Here is a 23,217-nt window from a genome sequence, read left to right as displayed (position 1 = left end):
TTTGCGATTGATCTGGCGCAGTCGACGGTCGACCGGCTTCACGAAGTTTCGAGGCACGCATCCATACTGACCAGACACGCCAATCCCGGAGACAGCGATGTCTGAATCGATGCATGCCATGGTGATGGAACGCGCGGGAACGCCATTGATCTGGCGTGAAGTGCCGATGCCCACGCCGGGGCCGGGCGAAGTCCGGATCGCTGTCTCCGTGTGTGGTGTCTGCCGTACCGACCTGCATATCCTGGACGGCGAATTGACCACGCCGAAACCGTCGCTCATTCCCGGTCACGAAATCGTCGGCATTGTCGAGTCGTGCGGCGAAGGCGTGACAGCGCCGGCCCTAGGCGAGCGCGTCGGCGTGCCGTGGCTCGGTTGGACATGCGGCGTCTGCCCATACTGCCTGCACGGCCGCGAAAACCTGTGTGACCACCCTGCCTTTACTGGCTACACACGCGACGGCGGGTATGCCCAATACGTCGTCTGCGACGCACGATATTGCCTGCCGATTCCCGAGCGGTACGACGATGCCCACGCCGCGCCGCTGCTCTGCGCGGGCCTGATCGGCTACTGCACGCTGCGCATGGCCGGCGATGCGCGCAGGATCGGCATCTACGGTTTTGGCGCGGCCGCCCACCTCGTCACGCAGATTGCCGTGGCAGAACAGCGCGAAGTCTTCGCCTTCACCCGCGCCGGCGACACGGCGGCCCAGCGACTTGCGCTGGACACCGGCGCCAGCTGGGCAGGCGCGAGCGACACGCCCGCACCGGAACCGCTCGACGCCGCGTTGATCTTCGCGCCGATCGGCGCGCTCGTGCCGCAGGCGCTGCAGGCCGTGGTCAAGGGCGGCGCGGTGGTCTGCGGCGGCATTCACATGAGCGACATCCCGGCGTTTCCGTACCGGCTGCTATGGGAAGAACGCAAGCTGGTCTCCGTCGCAAACCTCACCCGGGCGGACGGGCTGGCGCTCATGCGCGTCGCGGCGGACATCCCGTTGCGGGTGCACGTCACGCCCTATCCGCTGCAAGACGCCAACACCGCCTTGGAAGACCTCCGCGCCGGTCGCGTGGCGGGCGCAGCCGTCCTGCAGGTTGCGTCGAAAGACCTTTGACGCGCATCAACAGCCGCGCCGTCACGCTGTCTACGCTGATTACACGCGGTGCCCGACTGCGCAACGCCTTGGAGACCACCATGTATCAGCGAATCCTGCTCGCCATCGACGGCAGCCACGCGTCCTACCTCGCGCTGCACCAGGCCATTGTGGTCAGCAAGGCGACGGGCGCGGAGGTCGAAGCCCTCTTCGTTGCCGACAGCAGCGACATCACGTTCGACATGGTCGGCGCAGACTCAATTGCCTACGCCAAGCAGGTCGTCAATTACGGCCGGGATACGCTCGCGGAGGTCTCGAAGAAGCTCGACGCGGCCGGCGTCAAGCATTCGACCAAGTTGCTCGAAAAATCCATTGCGCCGGGGCAGATCTCCGCAACGATCGTCGCGGAAGCCAACGAGACCGCGACGGACCTGATCGTGCTCGGCACCCACGGCCGGCGCGGGCTCAAGCATCTGGTGCTCGGCAGCGTGGCTGAGGGCGTGGTGCGCAAGACCAACAAGCCGGTGTTGATGGTGCGTAGCGAAGTCGAGGAATAAAGCCGGCTTCATCGGCCGCCGCCCCGTGTGTGCTCTGGGGCACTCGGCCGGCTTTCCCTGCGCAACGACACGGCAATCCCACCCGCCGACTGGATGAGGCACTCACCACGCCGGCGGACCCCCGGGCCGCGGGCCAGGGTGATGCGTTTTGACGACAGTGCTGCCATGCTGAATGCGCTGGTCCCGGCTTGAACCGAGTAGAGCTGGGAGTGCGCCTGGCGCTTACCGGCACGTCCGCATAGCCCTCGCCGTGGCCGGCTGGGCCGTGTCCCTGCGGATTCGCCAGCTGCATAACGAGCCTGGCGCGCGCCAAAGAAATGGTGAAAGACCGCGCCGTCAAGGCCGTAAATTCGCGGACACCCTGGCCCGATAAGGGTCCGGATTTTCTTGTGCATTCGCAAACGCATTGCATAGACTCACCTTTCAAGGCATCTCTATAGGCAATGCATCATGTGTCGCTGGCTGGCGTATTCAGGCAATCCCATTCAGATGGAGACAGTGCTGTTCCGGCCGCGGCACTCGTTGATCGACCAGAGTCTGCGCTCCCGCCTTGGCGGCGAGACGACCACCAACGGTGACGGCTTCGGTATCGGCTGGTACGGCCGCTACTCAGAAGTGCCCTTCCGCTACCGCTGCCTGCATCCCGCGTGGAACGACACCAACCTGCGTGAAGCTGCCCGCGCCATCCGCTCGTCAATGTTTATCGCGCACGTGCGCGCGGCCACCGACACCCCGGCGCAGGAGACCAACTGCCATCCGTTCCGCTACGGCCGGTGGCTTTTTGCGCACAACGGGCTGATCCGCGAATACCCCCTGCTCCGCCGCGCCCTGATGATGGAAGTGGCGCCGGAGCTGTTCCGCTGGATTGAAGGTTCGACCGATTCCGAAGTCATGTTTTTCCTGGCGCTGTCGTTCGGGCTGGACCGCGACCCGCGCGGCGCCTTGGAGCAGATGGTCGGGCTGATCGAAGACATCGGCCGCCGCCACGGTGTCGAATACCCGTTGAACATGACGGTTTGTGCAACGGACGGCGTCCAGATCGTGGCAGCGCGCTATTCCAGCGAGGGCGAATCACGCTCCCTTTTTCACAGCACGTCGTTCAAGCATCTGCACCAGCTCTATCCTGACAGCGCCGCAATTGAAGACGCGGGGGACGATGCCTTCCTTGTGCTGTCCGAGCCGCTTGTCGACCTGCCCGGCGCGTGGGCGGAGATTCCCGAAGAAACCGTCGTCATCGTCAAGGGCGGCGTGGTGGAACACCACCGTTTTGTGCCCCGTAAGCCCGGTCCCACGGGCTTCGACCTGCCGGCCAACCAGGCTTCCTACGGGCGCGAGGTCGGCTGACCACCCAGCCACAGGGGTGATACAAGCGTCACCCCACTCTTTTTTCCTGCTCCGCTGAAACCTCCTGACAAAACGCTGTCAGGAGCCCTGCGTTACGCTCCCGCCCGCGACCCGTTTCGTAGACGAACCGGATCTTCATAATCCGCTACAGTTTACGGCTCGAATTCTGATTGCCGACGCAGCTGCCATAGGTTCACCCGCGCCGGCATTCCCCCTTACCTCCAAGCTCCAAGGAACGCCCTCCATGTCCTCCGGTGTCATTCGCCTGCGCGGAGCCCGTCAGCACAATCTCAAAAACCTCGATCTGGACCTGCGCACGGGCGAAATGACCGTCGTGACCGGCCCGTCGGGGTCCGGCAAGTCCAGCCTCGTTTTCGACACGCTCTACGCCGAAGGCCAGCGCCGCTACGTCGAGACCTTCAGCGCTTACGCGCGCCAGTTCCTTGACCGCATGGACCGGCCGCAGGTCGAGCACGTCGAAGGCGTGCCGCCCGCCATCGCCATCGACCAGACCAACCCCGTGCGCAGTTCGCGCTCGACGGTCGGCACGATGACGGAACTGAACGATCACCTGAAGCTGCTGTTTGCGCGCGCAGCGCAGCTGTTCGACCGCGAAACCGCGCTGCCGGTGCGGCACGACACGCCGGAAACCATCTACGACGAGCTGCTTTCGCGCACGCGCGAGGGCGATCCGCGCCTGGTGGTGACGTTTCCCGTCGAGCTGCCCGCCAATACGAGCCCGGAAGAAGTCACGCAGTGGCTGTCGGTCAGCGGCTATACGCGCGTGCAGGCCGAACGCGTGGTCGAGTCGTCCACGGGCAAACGCAAGCTGCTTGATGTGGTGGCGGACCGCTTCCGCCTGCAGGGCACCGAGCGTGCGCGTGCGCTGGAGGCCATCGAGTCCTCGCTCAAGCGCGGCGGCGGACGCGTCAGCGTGTACGTCTTGCCGGCCGATGAGGGTGCGGAGCCCACGATCTGGCGCTTTTCCACCGGCCTGCACTGCCCGGAAAGCGACCTGCGCTACGCCGACCCGCAGCCGGCGCTCTTCTCGTTCAATTCCGCCTACGGCGCGTGCGATGCCTGCCGCGGTTTCGGCCGCGTCATCGGCGTCGATCTGGGGCTGGTGATTCCGGACGAGCGCAAGACGCTGCGCGACGGCGCCATCAAGCCGATGCAGACGCCAGCCTGGAAAGAATGCCAGGACGACCTGATGCGCTACGCCGCCGCAGCCGACATCCCGCGCGGCACGCCGTGGGCGGAGATGACCGAAGCCCAGCGCAACTGGGTCATCAATGGCGACCCGGCCTTCAAGCGGGGCGGCTGGAACAAGCAGTGGTACGGCGTGCGCCGCTTCTTCGACTACCTGGAGTCGAAGGCCTACAAGATGCACATCCGCGTGCTGCTCTCCAAGTACCGCAGCTACACGACCTGCGAAACCTGCGGCGGTGCACGGCTGAAAACCGAATCGATGCAATGGCGCCTGGGCACCAAGGAAAACGCCGACGCCGTGCTCGCGCCCGAACACCGCTTCATGCCGCGCGGCGTGGCCTGGAACCGTGCCCAGCTCGAAGCCTTGCCCGGCCTGACCGTGCACGACCTGATGCTGCTGCCGATCGAGCGCATCCGCCGCTTCTTCGATGAACTGACGCTGCCGTCCACCCTGCTCGACGACGCGCTCAAGCTGCTGCTGGACGAAGTCCGCACGCGCCTGGCCTATCTGTGCGACGTCGGTATCGGCTACCTGACGCTGGACCGCCAGAGCCGTACGCTGTCGGGCGGCGAAGTGCAGCGGATCAACCTGACGACGGCGCTGGGCACATCGCTCGTCAACACGCTGTTCGTGCTGGATGAACCCAGCATCGGCCTGCACCCGCGCGATCTGGATCGGATTGTCCAAGCCATGCAGCGCCTGCGCGACGCCGGCAACACGCTGGTGGTGGTCGAGCACGACCCTTCGGTGATGCTGGCCGCCGACCGCCTGATCGACATGGGCCCCGGCCCGGGCGAGCGCGGCGGCAACATCGTCTTCGACGGCACACCGGCGTCGATCCGCCAGGCGGACACACTCACGGGCGCGTATCTGGCGGGCCAGCGCCGCGTGGCCGATGCGACGGACTGGCAAGCGCGTCCCGTCAACGATGCCACGCCGCGCCTGGTGCTCGAAGGCGCGTCGGAACACAACCTGCGCGATGTCACGGTCGAGATTCCGTTGCAGCGCCTGGTGTGCGTGACCGGCGTGTCGGGCTCGGGCAAATCGACGTTGATCCAGGACGTGCTGCACCCCGCGCTGGCGCGGCACTTCGGCAAGGCGACCGAATCGCCCGGTGCATTCCGCGCGTTGCGCGGCGCCGATCAGATCAGCGACGTGGTGTTTGTGGACCAGTCCCCGATCGGCAAGACCGCGCGTTCGAACCCGGCCAGCTACGTTGGCGCGTTCGATGAAATCCGCAAGCTGTTCGCCAAGGCGCCGATGGCACTTCAGCGCGGCTACACGGCCGGCACGTTCAGCTTCAACTCGGGCGACGGCCGTTGCCCGACCTGCGGCGGCTCGGGCTTCGAGCACGTCGAAATGCAGTTCCTGTCCGACATCTACCTGCGCTGCCCGGACTGCGACGGCACGCGCTATCGCGCCGAAATCCTGGAAGTGAAGCTGCCGCGCGCCGGCCGCGCATTGTCCGTGGCCGATGTGCTGGAACTGACGGTGAGCGAAGCTGCCAGCGTGTTCGCCGATGACGCCGACGTGCTGCGCGTGCTGCAACCGATCGTCGACGTGGGCCTGGAGTACGTGAAGCTTGGCCAGCCGGTGCCGACGCTCTCCGGCGGCGAGGCGCAACGCCTGAAGCTGGCGGGCTTCCTGGCCGAAGCCGCACAGGCCGCCCAGGCGACGGCGCGCAAGCGCGTGAAGCAGGACGTGCCGGCCAACGCTGGCCGCCTGTTCATGTTCGACGAGCCGACCACCGGCCTGCACTTTGACGACATCGCCAAGCTGATGCGCGCGTTCGGCAAGCTGCTTGACGCCGGGCATTCGCTGATCGTGATCGAACATAACCTCGACGTGGTGCGTGCGGCAGATTGGATCATCGACCTCGGCCCTGAAGGCGGCGACGCCGGCGGCCTGCTGGTCTGCGCCGGCACGCCCGCGCAGGTCAAAGACTGCGCTGCATCGCACACCGGCGCCGCGCTCAAGCAATACGAAGCCAGCGTCGGCCAGCCGGAAGCCATCGAAGGCGTGCCGCTGCAGACAGCACTGGCCGACCGCCGCGCCAAGCGTGCGGCGCTGGCGGAAGTCCAGGGCGAAAACGTCGTGCGTATCGTCCACGCCCACGAGCACAACCTCAAAGGCCTGAACGTCGACATTCCGCACGGCAAGTTCAACGTGGTGACGGGCGTGTCGGGCTCGGGCAAGTCGACGCTGGCGTTCGACATCCTGTTCCACGAAGGGCAGCGTCGCTATCTTGAATCGCTCAACGCGTATGCGCGTTCCATCGTGCAGCCCGCGGGGCGGCCCGAAGTCGATGCCGTGTACGGCATTCCGCCCACCGTGGCCATCGAGCAGCGCCTATCGCGCGGCGGCCGCAAGAGCACGGTGGCGACCACGTCCGAGGTGTGGCACTTCCTGCGCCTGCTGTATGTGAAGCTGGGCGTGCAGCACTGCATCCACGACGGCACGCCCGTGTCGGCGCAAAGCCCGGAGGCGATCTTTGCTCAGCTCATGCGCGACCATCGCGGCCAGCACATCGGCCTGCTCGCGCCGCTGGTCGTCAACCGCAAGGGCGTCTACACCGACCTGGCGAAATGGGCCAAGGCGCGCGGCTATACGCATCTGCGCGTCGACGGCGAATTCCTGACCGTCGACCCATGGCCGCGCCTGGACCGCTTCCGCGAGCACACGCTGGAACTGCCGGTGGGCGACATCGTTGTCTCGCCGGAAAACGAAGCCGCGCTGCGTGCGTTGCTGGAGCAGGCGCTGGAATACGGCAAGGGCATCATGCACGTGCTCGCGCCGCTCGACGGCCTGCAACACGCCATGCACAACGGCGGCACGGCGCATGTCGGCAATGTGAAGGTGTTTTCGACCAAGCGCGCGTGCTCGACCTGCGGCACCAGCTACCCCGAGCTGGATCCGCGCATGTTCTCGTACAACAGCAAGCACGGCTGGTGCGCGAGCTGCGTCGGTACCGGGTTGGCGCTCACGCGTGAACAGCGTGCCGCGTTTGACGACACTGTCCTGGGCGGCGACGATCGCGGCCGCGAGCAGACGCTGCCGTCGGAGGAAGTCGATCCGGAAGGCATGACCGACCTGCCCTGCCCGGATTGCCACGGCACGCGCCTGAACCCGACGGCGCGCGCGGTGACCTTTGCCGACAAGCCCATCGTCGACATTGCGCAGTGGACGGTCAGCCAGACCCGCCGCTGGGTCGAGGGCCTGGACCTGACCGGCCGCGACGCCGACATCGCCCGCGACGTGGTGGCCGAGATTCACAGCCGCCTGTCGTTCCTGGAGGAAGTCGGCCTGGGCTACCTGAGCCTGGATCGTGCCGCGCCGAGCCTGTCGGGCGGCGAAGCGCAGCGTATCCGTCTGGCGGCGCAACTCGGCAGCAACCTGCAGGGCGTCTGCTACGTGCTGGATGAGCCGACCATCGGCCTGCATCCGCGCGATAACCAGATCCTGTTGGACGCATTGCGCAAGCTGGGCGACAAGGGCAACACGCTGGTGGTGGTCGAGCACGACGAAGACACCATCCGCCGCGCCGACCACATCATCGATATCGGCCCGGGTGCCGGCAAGCGCGGCGGCACGCTCGTCGCGCAAGGCGGCGTGGCAGACCTAGCAGCCCAGCCCGACTCGCTCACGGGCCGATTCCTGTCGCAGCCGATCGAGCACCCGCTGCAGCCGCGCCGCCAGGTGGTTGCGCCGCGTGCCGGCAAGCAAGCCGTGCCGGAGCAATGGCTGACGGTGCACGGTGCCAAGCTGCACAACCTGCGCAACGTGACCGCGACGATGCCACTGTCGCGTCTGGTGGCGATTACGGGGGTGTCAGGCTCGGGCAAATCGACGCTGGCGCGCGATGTGTTGATGACAAACCTGCTCGATGCGGTCGGCCGTTCGGTGCTGTCTTCGCCGGCAACCCGCCGCGCACGCAAGGCCGCGCAGGCTGAGACGCCTGAGGCGAAGATGCCACGCAAGCTCGACGTCAAACACGACTGGCACGGCTGCGACAGCGTCACCGGCTGGGAAACCATCGACCGCGTGCTGGAAGTCGACCAGACGCCGATCGGCAAGACGCCGCGCTCCTGCCCCGCCACGTACATCGGCGTGTGGGACACCATCCGCAAGCTCTTTGCCGACACGCTGGAGGCGCGCGCACGCGGCTACACCGCATCGCGCTTCTCGTTCAACACCGGCGACGGCCGGTGCCCCGCCTGTGAAGGCCAGGGCGTGCGCACCATCGCCATGAGCTTCCTGCCCGACGTGAAGGTCGGCTGCGACGTCTGCCACGGTCAGCGCTTCAATGCAGAAACGCTGGCCGTCACCTGGCGCGGCAAGAACATCGGCGATGTGCTGACCATGGAGATCGACGAAGCGGTCGAGTTCTTCGGCGCGATGAACAGCATTGCCCATCCGCTGCAGTTGATGAAGGACGTCGGCCTTGGCTATCTGACGCTGGGCCAGCCCTCGCCCACGCTGTCCGGCGGCGAGGCGCAGCGCATCAAGCTCGTCACCGAATTGTCCAAGGTGCGCGATGACGTGACGCGCCGCGGCCAGAAGGCGCCCCACACGCTGTACGTCCTGGACGAGCCGACCGTGGGTCTGCACATGGCCGACGTGGCCAAGCTGATTCGCGTGCTGCATCGCCTGGCGGACGGCGGCCACAGCGTGATCGTGATCGAGCACGACCTCGACGTGATTGCCGAGGCGGACTGGATCCTCGATCTCGGCCCCGAAGGCGGCGATGAAGGCGGCACGATCGTCGCGGCTTGCGGGCCGGAGGCGTTGACGCAGGTGGCCGCCAGCCATACCGGCGCAGCATTGGCGCCAGTGCTGGCGCGCGGCAAGCAGGTCGATCCGAGCAAGGAAGGCGCGACGGTCTGACGTGGCGCGGCGGTCTTCACCCTGGTGGAGACCCTCGGCGCTGCCCGCCGCGTCGTGTGGCGTCGGCAATTCTTTCGCTTTCCTGAGCAAACCCGGACAAAGAGCCTGCCCAAGCAGGGTTTGCCCTAAAGAACCGGGCTGCGCTGCCGTCACATTGTGGAGATTGTGAAGAAAGCGTTTGCGCGCGTCCGACCATGGCCACCTCCTCCACGAGCAACAACTACGTTCCGCCGATTTCCATTCCGGGCATCGGGACGAACATCGACGTCAACAACCTTGTTACGAAGCTGATGCAGGCGGAGAGCAAGGGCATGACGCTGCGGCAGACGCAGCAGAAGGCGTTTCAGACGCAGTTGTCGGCGGTCGGCTCGCTCAAAAGCGCGCTGTCGACCTTCCAGACGGCGATGGCCGCCCTGAACAACCCGGACACGTTCACGGGCAACAAGGCGAGCGGGCACGATACGTCGATCCTCACGGCCACGCTGTCCAACACGGCGCCGGCGGGCACGTATCAAGTCAACGTGACGCAGCTTGCGCAGGCGCAGGTGCTGTCGGCCGCCGGGCAGACGTCGAGCAAGACGCCCATCGGCGGCGGCACGCCCACCACGCTTACGTTTTCATTCGGCAGTGTCTCTGGCGGCAGCTTTGCCAACGGCAAATACACCGGCGCCACCTTCACGCAGAACGGCAACCAGGCCGGCGGCTCGATCACCATCGATCCGTCGAACAACACGCTCGCCGGCATCCGCGATGCGATCAACAACGCCAACGTGGGTGTCTCGGCCAGCATCGTCAACGACGGCAGCGATTCGCCCTACCGGCTGGTGCTGACGTCCACCGCAGGCGGCGCCAATTCGGAAATGAAGATCGCCGTCTCGGGCGACCCTGCACTGCAATCCCTGCTGAGCCACGATCCGGCCGGCACGCAGAACATGACGGAGGTCGCGACGGGCCGCAACGCCATGGCCACCGTCAACGGCATCAACGTGCAAAGCGCCACCAATACGCTGACGGACGTGGTGGACGGCACCTCGTTCACGCTGGCCAAGACAGGCAGCACGACGGTCACGGTCGGCAGCGACGCCGGCCAGGCCAGCCAGTCGGTGCTGAACTTCGTCAAGGCGTACAACGCGCTGCGCATCCAGCTGAACGCGCTGACCAAGTTCGACACCGCCAACCCGGCCAACAACGGCGCACTGGCCGGCGACGTCAGCACCAAGGCGATGATCAACCAGCTGACCGACGTGCTGGGCCAGGGCATCGGCAACGGCGCGTTCCAGTCGCTGGGCAGCGTTGGCGTGACGATGGACAAGGAAGGCACGCTGTCGATTGACGACGCGAAGCTCACCGCGGCGCTCAAGAAATCGCCCAGCCAGGTGGCAGCGCTCTTTGCCGGCACGGGCACGGCGACGGATTCGCTGCTGAAGGTCTCGTCGTTTTCAACGACCACGCAAGCCGGCAGCTATGCCGTCAACGTGACCCAGCTGGCGACGCAGGGTTCGCTCAAGGGCTCGGCGGCGGCCAACACGACCATCCAGAGCGGTGTGAACGACAGCCTGTCGGTCACGCTCAGCGGCATCACGACCAACATCCAGGTGCCGGCCGGCAGCTACACCGCGTCGAGCCTGGCTGCGCAGATCCAGAGCCAGATCAACGCCTCGCCCGACCTGCAGAGAGCCAAGGTGGAAGTCGCCATCGGCACCGATGCCAACGGCGTACTGACGTTGACCGACAAGCAATACGGCTCGGTATCGACGGTGTCGGTGTCAGGGAATGGCGCCGCGTCGCTGCTGGGCGGCAGCCCAACGGCCACGGCCGGACGCGATGTACAAGGCACCATCAACGGCGCCGCCGCCACGGGTTCGGGCCAGAACCTGTACGGCGCCAGCGGCTCGGCCGTGGATGGCCTGAGGGTGCAAGTGACGGGCGGTGCATTGGGGGACCGCGGCACCGTCACCGTGCAGCGCGGCTACGCGGCCCAACTGCACACCGTGTCGGGCAACCTGCTATCGAACAACGGCATGGTGCAGAACGCCAGCGACGCCATCAACAGCTCCATCACCTCGCTCGGCAAGCAGATCGATCTGATGCAGAAGCAGCTCGATGCCAAGCAGGCGCTGTACTACGCGCAGTTCAATGCGCTGTCAAAGGTGGTGGCGAGTATGACGAATACGAGCAATTACCTGACGACGCAGTTGGCGATATTGCAGAAGCAGCGGACGGGGGGCTAAGGGCGCCCTGAGTGCGCGTCCGCCGCGGCCATCCGCTTGGTTACTGCTGCGGTTTTCCCCACAACGGATTCTTGCTATCCGATCCCAGCACTTGAGCGAGCACTTCTGCATCGCCATCGCTCGCCACCGGAGCACCCTTGCGCGCGCGGGTGACCTTGGCCCGCTTGCCGTGCTTCTTTGCGTGCACGGCCTTCTTGATTCCGTTTTGCGGGGCATTGCCTGATGCCGGCACGGTGGAGGTGTGCTGGGCGCAGATGCCTGCGGTCATCCAGGCGGTGGTGAGGAGGGCTACTACCAATTTCGTGTACATCGTTGATCCGAGAGAGATTTTGATTTTGGGTCGCTGCACATCCACAGCTGGATTACTGCTTTACCACCTGCTCCAACTCAGGCATCGGCGGGGACGTTGGGCGCAGACGAATGCTCTTGAGTAGCGCGTCGAACCTCGGGCGCGCTTCGGCATAGGGAGGCGCATCGGCATTCAGCCTGGGATGGGCATTGCGGCTAGCAGACTCCATCACGACCTCGATCGTTGGCAAAATCTGCGAGCCCGACCATCCGGCATTGCCCGCATAGGCGTGATACCCCTCACGCGTGGTTTGCCCGGGGCGTTGAGCTTCGACGACGATCCCGCCTTGCACCGAAGTCAGCGCACCGATCTTCACCGGACGGGGGCCAAGCCGCTGGGTCACTTTCATTCCGGCAGGTGCGCGGTCGCCTAAGGCGCCCATAGAGCGGCCCGCTCCGTTGATCAGCGATGTAGGGGATGGCGTTCCTGCAGGAATTGCCGCGAAGTTAAGCTGGTAGGTCACGGCCGGGCTGTCAGCAAATCGGAACGACGAGGAAATCTCGTTCCCATAGGTACCGTCGTCACGTAGGAAGGCGTATGGCAGACAGAAGCCGCGTTCCTTGGGAATTTCGTAGAGGTCTCGTGCTTGAAGCTGGCCGATTAGCTTACGGAGAGCGTTTTCGGCGGCAGTCCATTGCGCTTCAGTTGGATCGTCATCATTCTTGAGGCCACGAAGCATCGACTCGAACGCAACGAGGTGGTTACCCAGCACGATCGCACCCCGCAGATACGATGCACTCTGTATGCGCTCATCTGAGCGAAAAGCGGCACTATTGGGGCGTCCGAGATCAATAGCCTTCTGGTAACGATCTGCCTTGAGATCCGCGATGTCTTTTTCGATTTTTTGTCGGCTTTCGACCAAACTCTCTTTGGTGTTCGGGCCCAAAAGCTCGGGCCTTCTTTTATATAGGTCCTCGTCTTCTTTCTGGCTTTGTAGCGACTCCAGTTTTCCGTGCAATGTTGCAGCATTCATGCGTGCCCGGTAGCCCAGAAATTCCTCACGCAGCTTTGGCGTATCTGGGCCGTACACGGCAAATGTCGTTCGCAACTCGGGCGTTTCGATTTCCATCCGACCTCGTCCGGTGCCGTTGTCGAAATACTGAAACAGTTGCTCGTAAGGCCCCTGCTTCGTGGATTTGGATGCGATCGCCCATTCAAACTCTAAACTGCGCGGGACATCAAACATCAACCGGCCAAGGCATTCGAGCCGACTTTCTGGCGGTGTGACATAGCCGGGTGCCGTGGCCTCAAGCCTGTCAGCCTTGCTCGGATTCGGTATCCGTACTCGCTCACCCAAGCGATTCGTAACCTCTACCTCTTTTGGCGCGGGCTCCTCGGCATGCCCACCCCGGCCGCACGCGGCCAGGAGAACGGTCACGGTGCAGATCGTTAGTCGCCGTAGGCCATCTAGAGAGGATCGATACTGCATCAATATGTTTCCTATGTGCTTTGTCTTTAGGTACTCATTTGATCGGGTTGGTCGGGAGATAGCGCAGCGGTTTGCTGCAACATATGCAGACCATTTGCCCGCTGTGTGTAAATAGATCGGTCTACCGGCAAACCACCCGTGTGACTTGCCCACCTTGCGCAACCGCCAAATCGTTTCCGTTGTCGTCGGTGCCAACGCCTATCGCAGTGTAGGCATAAGCAGATTGGTACTGGGTGCCGTCATAGCGGTAATAGGTCACGTAATGCTCGCCCATGCTGACGCGCGCACTCGTCATAAGATCCGGCATGCCATTGCACGTAGTTTTCAACACGCCAGACGGTCCATCATCGAGGTCGAGTAGCGATTCAAGCTTGGCGCCTCTAACGCGATAGAGCCACTCTGGAGCGTTCACCTGATTGCCACTCATGGTGCATCCCGCAAAGACGAGGGTGCCTTGCGCCCCCCTGCAGGTTTGCACGGAAAACGACTCTGGGGCGCACTTGTCCACAATGCCTTTCTGAACTTTGGCGCCAAGCAATGCGCGCACCTTGTTCGATGGCACGTCGACAGCTTTCGACATGCATAGGCCTGTTCCATTCGGCCATTCCGGATGGGAATTCAGGTACACAGGCGACAAAGCGGTAATGGCCGCATCCAACTCGCGGCCCAGGCATTCCGTGTCCTTGCATCGGCCGATGGCTTCGTTCTGCACGCGAATCTTTGCATCGAGGTTCCATGGATCGCTTACCACCGCAATCGAGGCGTACTGCAGAAATCGTGCTTTGAATAACTTCTCCATCAGCGCGGGAAATTCGCACGTGTTCGGAGGTAGCCCTTTCCGCGCGTCCGCGACTTGCTTCAGAAGATCGTTGTTCGGCTCGGGCGACCATTCACGAATATCCAGGCATGGCTTGAGCAGCAATGCCGTGCTCAGATAGCCGCCGGTGGTCTGTTCGCTACGTGGAATCGCCAGCGGCCCATCCGCCAAGGCGGGAAAGGCCGAAGCCAATACATACGCCAGCAAAGCGCCGCGCAGCACCTTCAATCCGGATCCAACCGTGATACGCATGACTTTGGAATGTTGTTCTCGAAGAATGTACTGATCAGTCGTTTTCGTTGCCCGTCCACGCGAAGGTTGAGGAACGCGTCGCCACAGCCGGGATGGCGCTCAACAAAATCGTTCCGCCTTCGTGACAAGGTGAAAACACGGTAGAGCTTGTACACGCCCTGCCCTTCGTCGATCGACCAGAAAGCGAAGCCTTGTCGTCCGCTGAAATCGTAGTCGGCAGTTTCTAGGTGAATTGCCTTTTCAGTTTCAGTGGCAATTGTTGCGCTGCGAATGCCGGCCGGAGTTCGCAACTCGTAGTAGATGTCGCTGCCCCGTATTTCGATTGTGGCGTTGGTGAGTTGATCGAGCGAAATCGCAACGGCGTCGGCCGCCGATGCGGGGTGCTGGGCCGCAACGAAAAACGCTAACGCTAACGCTGTCGCTATGCGGCGCATGCAACTTGTCGTGTGGGAAGCCAAAGAAGCCAGGTCAGCAAGAGATATTGGTTGTCCGATTCCGACGGCGGCGGAGTGCGCTGAGGTATATGAATCACCCTTGGATATGGCGGTAGCCAGGTGGTGTCGTCGCGTCTCGCTTCACACCGGGCGCGATCTCGTCGGGCAAAAGTGGTATTGGCTCTGCCGGCACCTGAGGGGGTGGCGGTGCATTCTTCAACGCGCGCATCTCTGCCTCCGCCTGCGCTCTTCCTTCAGCCTGCGCGCGCGCCCGTGCTTCAGCTTCACTGGCAGCGCCCCTCCATGGCGCGAAATGGAAATCAGCTGGCTTAACGGGGTAAGGCGGCCCGGGATAATTACGCTGGCCCGGCCCCTTATTCGAAATAATGAGCCGGACCTTCCCTTCGGGCAGGAAGTGCACATTCAATGTGTCGGCTTCTTCCTCATACCTGTCGATCGAAACGATAGCCTCGTGCCAGTGCTCCTTCGCAGCATCACCCTCTGCGTTCGGATCAGAACTGGAGGTCGTCCATTTCACCTTGGCAGTTAGGCCGGGGTGCCAATTCTTGGGGTATGCGACGCAACAGACGAAACTACCGCCGCCGCCGTAGGCGAACGAGTTGCCCGCCCAAGTGCCATCCACGTAAAACTGGTGGATATAGTCGGGCGTGTGGTTGTACGAAGTGATGCTGGCCACCACCTGGTCATCCGTTTGGGTGGTCTTCGATCTGCAAGCAGCCAATATGCAAAACGCAGTTAACGCGATGGCTGCTGCGCCGAAGCATCTCCACGTTTTCATTGTGTTTTCGTTTCGTGATCTGTCTCGGGCTCCACCACATCACCCATCTGTCGACAAACCGCTCTTACTGCTGCGGCTTCCCCCACAACGGATTCCTGCTATCGGAACCCAGGACTTGCGCGAGCACTTCTGCATCGCCATCACGCGCGACTGCGGTGTTCTTGCGTGCACGGGACACCTTGGTGCGCTTGCCCTGCTTCTTTGTGTGCACGACCTTCTTGATTCCACTTTGCGGGGCATTGCCTGATGCCGGCTCGGTGGAGGTGTGCTGGGCGCAGATGCCTGCGGTCATCCAGGCGGTGGTCAGGAGCGCTACGGCTAGTTTGTATTGCACTTGCATTTGACAGAGTCGATTTAAAGGCGTGACCAGGGAAATATTTCGGTTTAAGCAACTTCAAGCTGCTTGTCGGTTTGTACAGCGGCATACTTCTCTTTGTGATCTCCACCGATGTACAGAACACGAGGGTCAGTGGTTCGCGTGTTATCCGTTGCGAACCCCGCTAATGAGTCATGTACATAGGTCGAAAAAAACTTGTACATATCCGAGGTTTCGGCCAATATCTTACCGTTGACTACAACTTCCTCGTAAGCCGAGACAATCGCAGCGTAGTGCGGGCGCATTCGCTTATTTGGATCTTCCTTGTGCCATTTGTAGATAAGCTCCGCATCCTCAAGCAGCCACTTGTCATATGTTTGCATGTTTTCCAGCAAATCACTGTCATCCGCAGCGGTGTCGAGCCGCGCCTGTGTACGCCTCCATGCGTCATAGGCCTCATCCCTTCGGCTGCTTGCCTCTTGTGCTTTAGCGCGCCAAAACGGCTCTTGATTGCTAAAGCCGGGGCTCTGCTTTGCCGCCTCTGCGGCCTGCTCCGCCGCGTCAACTTCCGCTGCTGCTAGCCGATAGCTCCGCTCTTGTTTTTCCGCCACTGATTTAAGCCGTGCTCTATCCTTCTTGAACATGCCATCTTCGTTGCTCTGAATCGAGTTCTGCTCGGTTGTCTTTTTCCCTCGTGTTCGCAACACTGCCGCCGATACACGGTAACGCCAATATTGCCGCATATGCGCGAGAACCGCCTTTCCCAGTGGTAATCCGCTTGGAATTGTCCCCATGTAAGTTCGCCATAGGGGGAGCATTTCCTCATATCGCTTTGCCGCCGGGCCTACCAAGGCAAAATCCTCTTGCTGACTTGAGGTCGGTAGCTGACTCAAGCTGTACATCGGTACCCCGGCAGCAATAGCGCGGTTTAGCATGTCTCGCAAAGGTACGATCGGCAAGACAGACGCCTTTCCCTGCTCTCCCTGTCGGTAACCGCCACCTACGTCGGAATGAACCCCAGGGAGCACAGCTTCAATCGTTCCTTGTGGATAGGTCAATCCATCGAGGGCGCTATCGAGGGGAAACGAATTACGCATTTCGTGGCCGGACACCAGATGCGCGCACTTGGAAACAATTTTCGGGATCTGAAGACCATCCGCCCATGCACCGTGGCCGTCAGCCGGACCCGGGGATGGATCTGCCCCCGGCTCACCAAATGCGAGCGCGCGCAGATTTCGCTCCGCCTCTGCATACGATGCACCCGGCGGCCCAATAAGATCGCGCCAACCCACGCCATTGCGACGTTTCGTTAGCGTGTTGTTCGCACTCATGGGAAGCCCCACCGACGCAACGGTGTCGAAAATACCGAGAAAAAAAACCTCGATTTGGTAGCCGCCCTTAACGACGCCATTCGAGCTAAAGAGCCTTCCGGGCTTCAGCTTGAAAATTTTGCCCTCACTACTGCAACGAGCCTGTAGGTCACGGCAAAAAGCGCGTGCAGATGCGGCTCCACGTGAAAAGCCAAAGACCGAGATTCCTACCTTGAGGATTTTGTTGCTCGGATTGTTAGCCCGACTTTCCGCCTTACCCAAGATGATCCCGAGTTCAGAAAACGCCCAGTCCAGTCGTTTTTGTCCGAGCGCCCCCATGCCGCGACCGGTCTTCGTGCCACCTGGGTCGCCAATGGCGTTGAAGTAAGTCCCCAGCCCCGGGATGTAGCGGCGATGAACCTGCTTCTCCTCGTCGTCCATGACATGCGCCCGGAACAATCGGGCAACATTGCTGTGCTCTCCAGTCGGAGTATCCGCATCAAGATTGTTGCCCGTGCCATCAAAGAAGAACGAGATGGTAATGCTCTGTTGACAAGGTAGCTTTGGCTCCGCAGATCGATGCGCCAAGCCCGATGCGGCATCCAGCGTGGAAGGTGCGGCTGGTGGCACTACCTGAATCGTTGCCGCTGAGTTCAGGGTCGCGGCATCGGCACCGCTCGCTCGATTCTCAATAGGCTGCTCCAGCGGCGTACATACCCGTGACATCTTCGCGTTACTCATCACCACACCTCGCGTGTTGAGTATCGTTGTTCACATTTCCGTTAGCCTTTCGCAATGCAGGACTATATCGATCCATCAACACGCGGGGTCGCGACGGATAGTCGGTAATTGCCACCTGAATGGTGCCATCCTGATAAAAGTGCACCTCGAAATAGTTCGCTTCCTTTGGCATAGGACCGGTTAGCAAAACGGTCTGTTTGCACCATGGCCGCTCCCCAATTCCATCGCGCTGCCACTTGATGTCCACCGGAATCGGCAACGGCTTTTCTTGGGGAATCGGTGCACAGCATGCGCCGCCACCATAGCTATAGCTACGTGAAGACACCTCGATGTTGCCGGCCCCTGCCCCGCCGACGGAGAAGTTGGTGATTGCAGAGTCCGTGTAGTTGTAGCCGACGATCGTCAGTCCTTTCTTCGTCGTAGGTGTCCGTTCGGGCCCTGTGTAGAGTTGAACGCCGTTGAGTGTTGGCGGAGCCGTTTTCTCCATCCGACGAATCATCTCGCGCTGCGCTTCCGTTGCATTTGGCATGGCATCAGCAATGGAAGCCGCATCACTGCTCTTCTCGCACGCCACCAGCAGACAACCGGCCAATATCGCGATCGCACAGCGAGCGGACCAGACCTTACTCAACGCAACTTTACTCATCATGTTTCTTCCAAATTCCGGACTCGGTCCAGCACCGCACTGAAAGTCAGCTCGCCTGCCTGCACCCGAGGCAGGAGTTCATTCCAAGGGGGTAGCACATCGAAGTCGTTGCTCTTGGATAGCGCGATTGTGACGAACGCCGCGAGGTCAGGTATCTCCTCCAGACCCCACTGGCGTGCACGATATACGAGGTCAACCACGATCGGATAGCGCTGCGGATATGGAGTGTCAAAAAGCTGATGCCGGCCGCTGGAAGCAATTAGGTCGATGACAGCATCCGGCTCGGATGCTTCGATCATCGCGTGCTCCTGAGCTACGGAAAGCGTAAGAGGCGGAGAAAAAGCATCACTGGCCGTTCGGACCGTACCCCGTGCAGGCACCATTGCCCCTTCTCGGTCCGAGTACCACCAATCGCTGGCGCAGGATAGAAACGAATCAATCTGCTCGGGGCTAAGTACATCGAGCAGCGACATGAAGACGCGTGTATCGAAGTAGCGCAACAACATTGCCACACCACCGGGCAGCAATACCTCGCAGCGTCGCGTCAATGCATCAGTCAGTGTTTGTATATCCGACGGTGTATCGATCCGCGTCAGTGCGCAGGCATAGCAGGCTGCGTCCGCGAGTTCTCGAATGATGGTCCGAATGTGAGTTGTGGGATCAACGCGCAGAACAAATGGTGTCGCGCCATCTCGGCAAGCTGCGTCACTCTGCCCAAACAAGGGTCGACACTCAAACTTTGACAAACTGCTGAAAAGTGCCCGCCGTCCTTTCAAAGCGGCCTGGTTAATCAAAAGATATCGATGCACACCAACAGCTGGAGGCGGTAGGGCGTCAAAAGAACACCAAAGCGGAGACGGAAGCTGCTGCACGCCAACTACCTCACGGCAAAGGGGGCGCCAGACGCTTGAGCGGCCAGCAAACACTCAACGCAAATACTCTTTGGCATAAGGGGCAATGGGTAACTCGCACTGACAGGCCCCTGAAACGTCCGCTGCGCCGCCTTATACGTAATCGGCCCCGCACACTCCACAGTGATATTCCCACCTTCGAGCGTGATCGACGCCCCGCCCGCCGTGGCGATGCGGATGCGCTTGGCAGCCGCAAAATCCACGTTCATATTGGCCGACACCAGCTTCAGGTCCTGCTTGGCCATCAGCTTGAGCACGTCGTGCTGGGCTTGCACGTCGATGTTGTCTTGCCCTGCGGTGAGCTGCAGGCCGATGTTGTTGTCACCTGCCTTCGACAAACCGGCAGCCACGCCGATCGCCTGGCCGGCGTGCATGCGCCCCTGTTTGCCGACGGCGAGGTTGGTGTCCTGGCCGCTGCCCAGCGCGATGCTCTCGCCGTTGGCGAGCTGCAGGTTTTGCCCCGCCACCATGACGAGGCCCGCGCGGCCCGCCAGGTGGGCAATGGCCTCGCCCTGATGCGGCACCTTGCCTTGCGTGGCGGTGTTGCCGGCGCTGGCGTCCTGCTTGGCAGCGTCGAGCGCCTTGCCGTCGACCATCCCCGCAACCGCCTTGGCTTGCTTGGCCAGCGGGGCATCGTCGTTCTTGGCAGTGTCCAGCGCGGCGGTCTGATGCGTGACCGCCCCTTGCCCGAGCGATGATGTCAATTCCTTGGCTTGCTTGATCAGCGCAATGCCGGCCGCGTTGTCGCCGGTGGGCACGGCTTTGCCGCTGCTGGCGTCGCGGTAGGTGGTCAGCAGCAGGCCGGCCTGGCCGCGCACGGCGGCGTGGCCATCGGTGCGCAGCTCGAAGCCCTGGCCGCGGAAACTGCCGCGCCGGTTGTCTTGCTGATGGACGAGATGGCCAAGGTTGAGCTGGGTGAATTGCTGCGTGGTGGCGAGCTGCGTGCGCAACTGGCCGTCGCTGTCGTCAAAGACGAGGTGGTTGTAACCACTGCCGCCGTGTTCCGCGCTCTTGAAGCCGGTGTGGGCGGCGGCGTTGCGGTGGCCTTCGGCTTCCGCGCCCATGCCGTGCCAGGCGGGGCTGTGGCCGCCGGCCACGTTGCCTTGCGCGCTTGCGGCGCTGTCGCTGCCTTGCTTGTAGAGGGCGGTGCCGTCGCTTTGGTCGGATGCCCCCTGCCCGCCCGGCGTGGGCGCGATGCCGGCCTCGCCCTGGCCGTTGTACAGCGAGCCGATCACGACGGGCTGGTCGATGTCGTCTTCGCTGAACTTGACGAGCACTTCCTGCCCGATGCGCGGCAGCCATTGCCAGCCCATGCCGGAACCGGCCTGCCGTTGCGCGACGCGTACCCAGCGGCTGCTGCGGTCATCCGCGCGCTCGCCTTGTTGCCAGGGAAAGCGCACGCGGATTTCACCTGCGGGGCTGGCATGATGCTCGCCTTCTCCGCCGGCTTGGGTCTGGCCGTCCGGGCCGACCACGATGGCGCTGTGTACGCCTTGCGCGGTGGGCGCCGCGTAGAGACGGCCGCAATCGGGTTCAGTCACGGCCGGACGCCAGGGCCGGCGTGCGTCGCTAGCGCGGAACAGGCCAGCGTAGCCGTGCGTCCGTGCGGCTTTGAGCAGATCGCCAGTCGGCGTGCTGCGCTCGATGGGGCCTTCTGCTTCCTGGAAACCAAAAACGCCCGGGCCGGATTCCGGTGCGCTGGGCGGCGTATCGAACGCCAGTGCGGCATCGAGCCCGCCCAAACGCTGGCTGAGCGCGTTGTGCGTATCGACGGTCAGGTTGTTGATGCCGCAGTGCTCGACCAGATCCATTAGCAGCGGATAGGCGCCTTCCACGTCTTGCGGTAAGTGCGGGCAATCCACCACCTGCAGGCGCGTTCCGCTGCGCAGTGTGCGCACGGTGCCGCGCCCTGAAAACAACAGCGCGCGCGCTTCCAGGCTTTCCATGACCTGCTCGGCAATGCGCTGGGCATTGGCGGAATCCGGTGCGAGCGATGGGCTGATCGACAAATACGCATCGGGGCTGCCCGCACTGGTGGCAAAACGTGCAGGGGCGTGGGCGCGAGCGTTCTGCTTGCCTTCCGGGTCCCACGCGGCCACCGCCACGCCGCCCACCGTCGTGCGGCTGTGGCAGGCGAGTTGCTGGATGGCGTCGCGCTCTTCCAGGCTGTGCGCACGGTGGAAACGGATACCGCCCGCCGCAGCCGATTCCGCATCTTCCGGCAGCTGCGTGCTGTCGGCAAAGATCACCAGCGTGTGGCCGCCATGCGCCTGGTCGTCTTCCACCGTGGTGAAGCCGAGCCCCGCTTCGGCCAGCAGCCGCGTAACGAAGTGGTAGTCGGTCTCGCGAAATTGGGCGATGTGCGCGCGTGTACCGAAATCGCTCATGCGTGCTTCGGCACCGGCCGCGTAGCGCCACGAGGCGTACGGCTCGTACGGCGACAGCATCTGCTCAATGATGTCGGCGAGCGGCCGGTTCTGAAACACCTGGCTGTGGCGCTGCTGCGTGGTCAGCCAGAACCACGGCACCACCGTCAGGCGGTAGCGCGTGAGGCTGCCGTCCGCACCGAGTTTCTCGGCCAGGCGAATCAGGCCCGTACGCTTGGTCTGCGTGCCATCGGCCAGCGTTGTGACCAGCGTGACCCGCTGTCCCAGCAATGATTTCAGTGCGATGCGCGCATTGGCGCTCACGGCCACCACGCGCCATTCAAACAGCTCGGACAGCGCCTCGCGACCAAGCCAGGCTTCCACCGCAAGGTCCGCAAGCGGCCCCTCGCCTTCAAGCGTATAGAGGCGGCGCGTGGGTGCGAAGAGGTTCTGAAGAAGGGTCGTGGCGTCCATTCGCTGTCCGGTGCTGCAACGCGTGGCGTATCACGGACGATTTTCGTGAGACCAGCGCGGGCATTTACGAGGCAGCGCAATGTCGGGCATCGCACTTGCCTCCGCTCAATTACCCGATTGTAAAAACGACCAACCGGATAGCCGGGCGGCTATTGCCCTTTGTAAGTGGGTGAATTGGCGGCCTTATTGGCAGCATTCTGTGGCGCGAGCAATGCGGCCAGCAGATCGGCATCAGGATCATCGGGTGCCAATGTGCCTTTTCGGTTCTTGGCAGTTTTGGCAGTGGATTGCGCCTTGGGTTTGGTCGGCTGCTGCAACGCCTTAAATGGCGTGTTGGTCGATTTGGCGACGAGCTTGGCAGTTGCCGTCTTGCCTTCCTCGGTATCGGCCGTGGTGCTGCCGGACTTTGCCGCCACGGCATGCGCGGCTGGCGTTGCGTCATGCGCGTCTTTGCCGGGCACGCTGGCAACCGGCGTCTTCTCGCTCTTACCGCCCTTCTCGTCTGCGTGGTCTTCGCCCGGCGCGACGTTGACGATGGTGGCGGCCTGCGCTTCTGCCACAGGCTCGCTTGCGGAGGCAACCGGCGCCGCAGCGGCCGTGTGAGCGGCTTCCGCGGCCGCAGCCTGTGTAGACGCAGGCGGTTGCGCGGCTGCAGGCGTGGCCTGTTCTGCCACCTGCGCGGGCGCAGATTCGCCGCTCGGATTCAGGAGGACCCACGCGCCGATACCGGCGGCCAGCACGACAACCGCCGCCGCAACGCCATAGCGCTGCCCCGACTTTTTCGGTGCCTTGCCGTTGGCCGCAACGCGGCCCTCCAGGCTCGCAAGAATGCGCGTATGCCCGGCCTCATCGGTCTCGGATTCAGAATTGAAGAGCGTTGGAGGCCCTTCTTGTTTCAAATCGCCGTTATTACTCATCACGGGTCCAGAATTGAAATAGAATGCGCGGCGAACGTATGGATTACAAACAAGCGCCGATTCCGGTGGTGGCTGCTGATTCTAAGTCTGGCCTTGCTGAAAGACAAATGATTGGCGCAGGTTGCGGTATTTTCTTTATCGTT

At 62.7% G+C, this 23,217-nt stretch carries 16 protein-coding genes; 5 read left to right on the top strand and 11 right to left on the bottom strand.

What is annotated here, in order from left to right; all coding sequences use genetic code 11:
• Nucleotides 1-97 precede the first annotated feature (97 nt).
• From ABIC76_RS00675 to fliD, 5 genes are all read left to right on the top strand, one after another.
• Nucleotides 98-1,108: a zinc-dependent alcohol dehydrogenase family protein gene (locus tag ABIC76_RS00675; RefSeq protein ID WP_354532618.1), complete on the top strand. Its 1,011-nt coding sequence runs from the start codon at nt 98-100 to the stop codon at nt 1,106-1,108.
• 80 nt (nt 1,109-1,188) lie between these two features.
• The gene (locus ABIC76_RS00670; protein ID WP_027678951.1) at nt 1,189-1,644 is read left to right on the top strand and encodes a universal stress protein; all 456 of its coding nucleotides are present in this window, start codon (nt 1,189-1,191) and stop codon (nt 1,642-1,644) included.
• A 450-nt stretch (nt 1,645-2,094) separates the two neighbouring features.
• The gene (locus ABIC76_RS00665) at nt 2,095-2,988 is read left to right on the top strand and encodes a class II glutamine amidotransferase (RefSeq protein WP_354532617.1); all 894 of its coding nucleotides are present in this window, start codon (nt 2,095-2,097) and stop codon (nt 2,986-2,988) included.
• A gap of 244 nt (nt 2,989-3,232) precedes the next feature.
• On the top strand, nt 3,233-9,082 hold the full coding sequence (gene uvrA / locus ABIC76_RS00660) for an excinuclease ABC subunit UvrA (RefSeq protein ID WP_354532616.1): 5,850 nt from the start codon (nt 3,233-3,235) through the stop codon (nt 9,080-9,082).
• Nucleotides 9,083-9,276: 194 nt separating this feature from the next.
• Nucleotides 9,277-11,313: a flagellar filament capping protein FliD gene (gene fliD, locus ABIC76_RS00655; RefSeq protein ID WP_354532615.1), complete on the top strand. Its 2,037-nt coding sequence runs from the start codon at nt 9,277-9,279 to the stop codon at nt 11,311-11,313.
• Between the two features lie 40 nt (nt 11,314-11,353).
• Here the strand turns inward: fliD and ABIC76_RS00650 are convergent, their stop codons facing one another.
• The 11 genes from ABIC76_RS00650 to ABIC76_RS00600 form a co-directional block, all read right to left on the bottom strand.
• Nucleotides 11,354-11,623 carry a hypothetical protein gene (locus tag ABIC76_RS00650; RefSeq protein WP_102067667.1) on the bottom strand — a complete coding sequence of 90 codons (270 nt, stop codon included), beginning with the start codon at nt 11,621-11,623 and terminating at the stop codon, nt 11,354-11,356.
• A gap of 52 nt (nt 11,624-11,675) precedes the next feature.
• Nucleotides 11,676-13,040: a T6SS immunity protein Tli4 family protein gene (locus ABIC76_RS00645; protein ID WP_354532614.1), complete on the bottom strand. Its 1,365-nt coding sequence runs from the start codon at nt 13,038-13,040 to the stop codon at nt 11,676-11,678.
• Nucleotides 13,041-13,212: 172 nt separating this feature from the next.
• A complete protein-coding gene (locus ABIC76_RS00640; protein ID WP_354532613.1) occupies nt 13,213-14,136 on the bottom strand; it encodes a hypothetical protein in 924 nt (307 codons plus the stop codon).
• Complete coding sequence (locus tag ABIC76_RS00635; protein WP_354532612.1) at nt 14,133-14,594, bottom strand: hypothetical protein; 462 nt, start codon at nt 14,592-14,594, stop codon at nt 14,133-14,135. Before ABIC76_RS00635 ends, ABIC76_RS00640 begins: the two co-directional genes overlap by 4 nt.
• Before the next feature lie 94 nt (nt 14,595-14,688).
• On the bottom strand, nt 14,689-15,393 hold the full coding sequence (locus ABIC76_RS00630) for a DUF3304 domain-containing protein (RefSeq protein WP_354532611.1): 705 nt from the start codon (nt 15,391-15,393) through the stop codon (nt 14,689-14,691).
• A gap of 64 nt (nt 15,394-15,457) precedes the next feature.
• Nucleotides 15,458-15,733 (bottom strand): hypothetical protein, encoded by a 276-nt coding sequence (locus ABIC76_RS00625; RefSeq protein WP_354532610.1) that lies wholly within the window; start codon nt 15,731-15,733, stop codon nt 15,458-15,460.
• A 44-nt stretch (nt 15,734-15,777) separates the two neighbouring features.
• Nucleotides 15,778-17,760 carry a T6SS phospholipase effector Tle1-like catalytic domain-containing protein gene (locus tag ABIC76_RS00620; protein ID WP_354532609.1) on the bottom strand — a complete coding sequence of 661 codons (1,983 nt, stop codon included), beginning with the start codon at nt 17,758-17,760 and terminating at the stop codon, nt 15,778-15,780.
• A complete protein-coding gene (locus tag ABIC76_RS00615) occupies nt 17,753-18,409 on the bottom strand; it encodes a DUF3304 domain-containing protein (RefSeq protein ID WP_354532608.1) in 657 nt (218 codons plus the stop codon). Before ABIC76_RS00615 ends, ABIC76_RS00620 begins: the two co-directional genes overlap by 8 nt.
• Complete coding sequence (locus ABIC76_RS00610; RefSeq protein ID WP_354533520.1) at nt 18,406-19,215, bottom strand: DUF4123 domain-containing protein; 810 nt, start codon at nt 19,213-19,215, stop codon at nt 18,406-18,408. Before ABIC76_RS00610 ends, ABIC76_RS00615 begins: the two co-directional genes overlap by 4 nt.
• Nucleotides 19,216-19,283: 68 nt before the next feature.
• Entirely contained in the window at nt 19,284-22,157 is a 2,874-nt protein-coding gene (locus ABIC76_RS00605) for a type VI secretion system Vgr family protein (RefSeq protein WP_354532607.1), read from the bottom strand.
• A 149-nt stretch (nt 22,158-22,306) separates the two neighbouring features.
• Nucleotides 22,307-23,074 (bottom strand): hypothetical protein, encoded by a 768-nt coding sequence (locus tag ABIC76_RS00600; protein ID WP_354532606.1) that lies wholly within the window; start codon nt 23,072-23,074, stop codon nt 22,307-22,309.
• Nucleotides 23,075-23,217 lie beyond the last annotated feature (143 nt).

The organism is Ralstonia sp. 1138 (genome assembly GCF_040544795.1).
Taxonomy (GTDB): Bacteria; Pseudomonadota; Gammaproteobacteria; order Burkholderiales; family Burkholderiaceae; genus Ralstonia; species Ralstonia flatus.
Note: the sequence above shows the minus strand (reverse complement) of the source record. Positions and strands in the feature narration are given on the sequence as shown.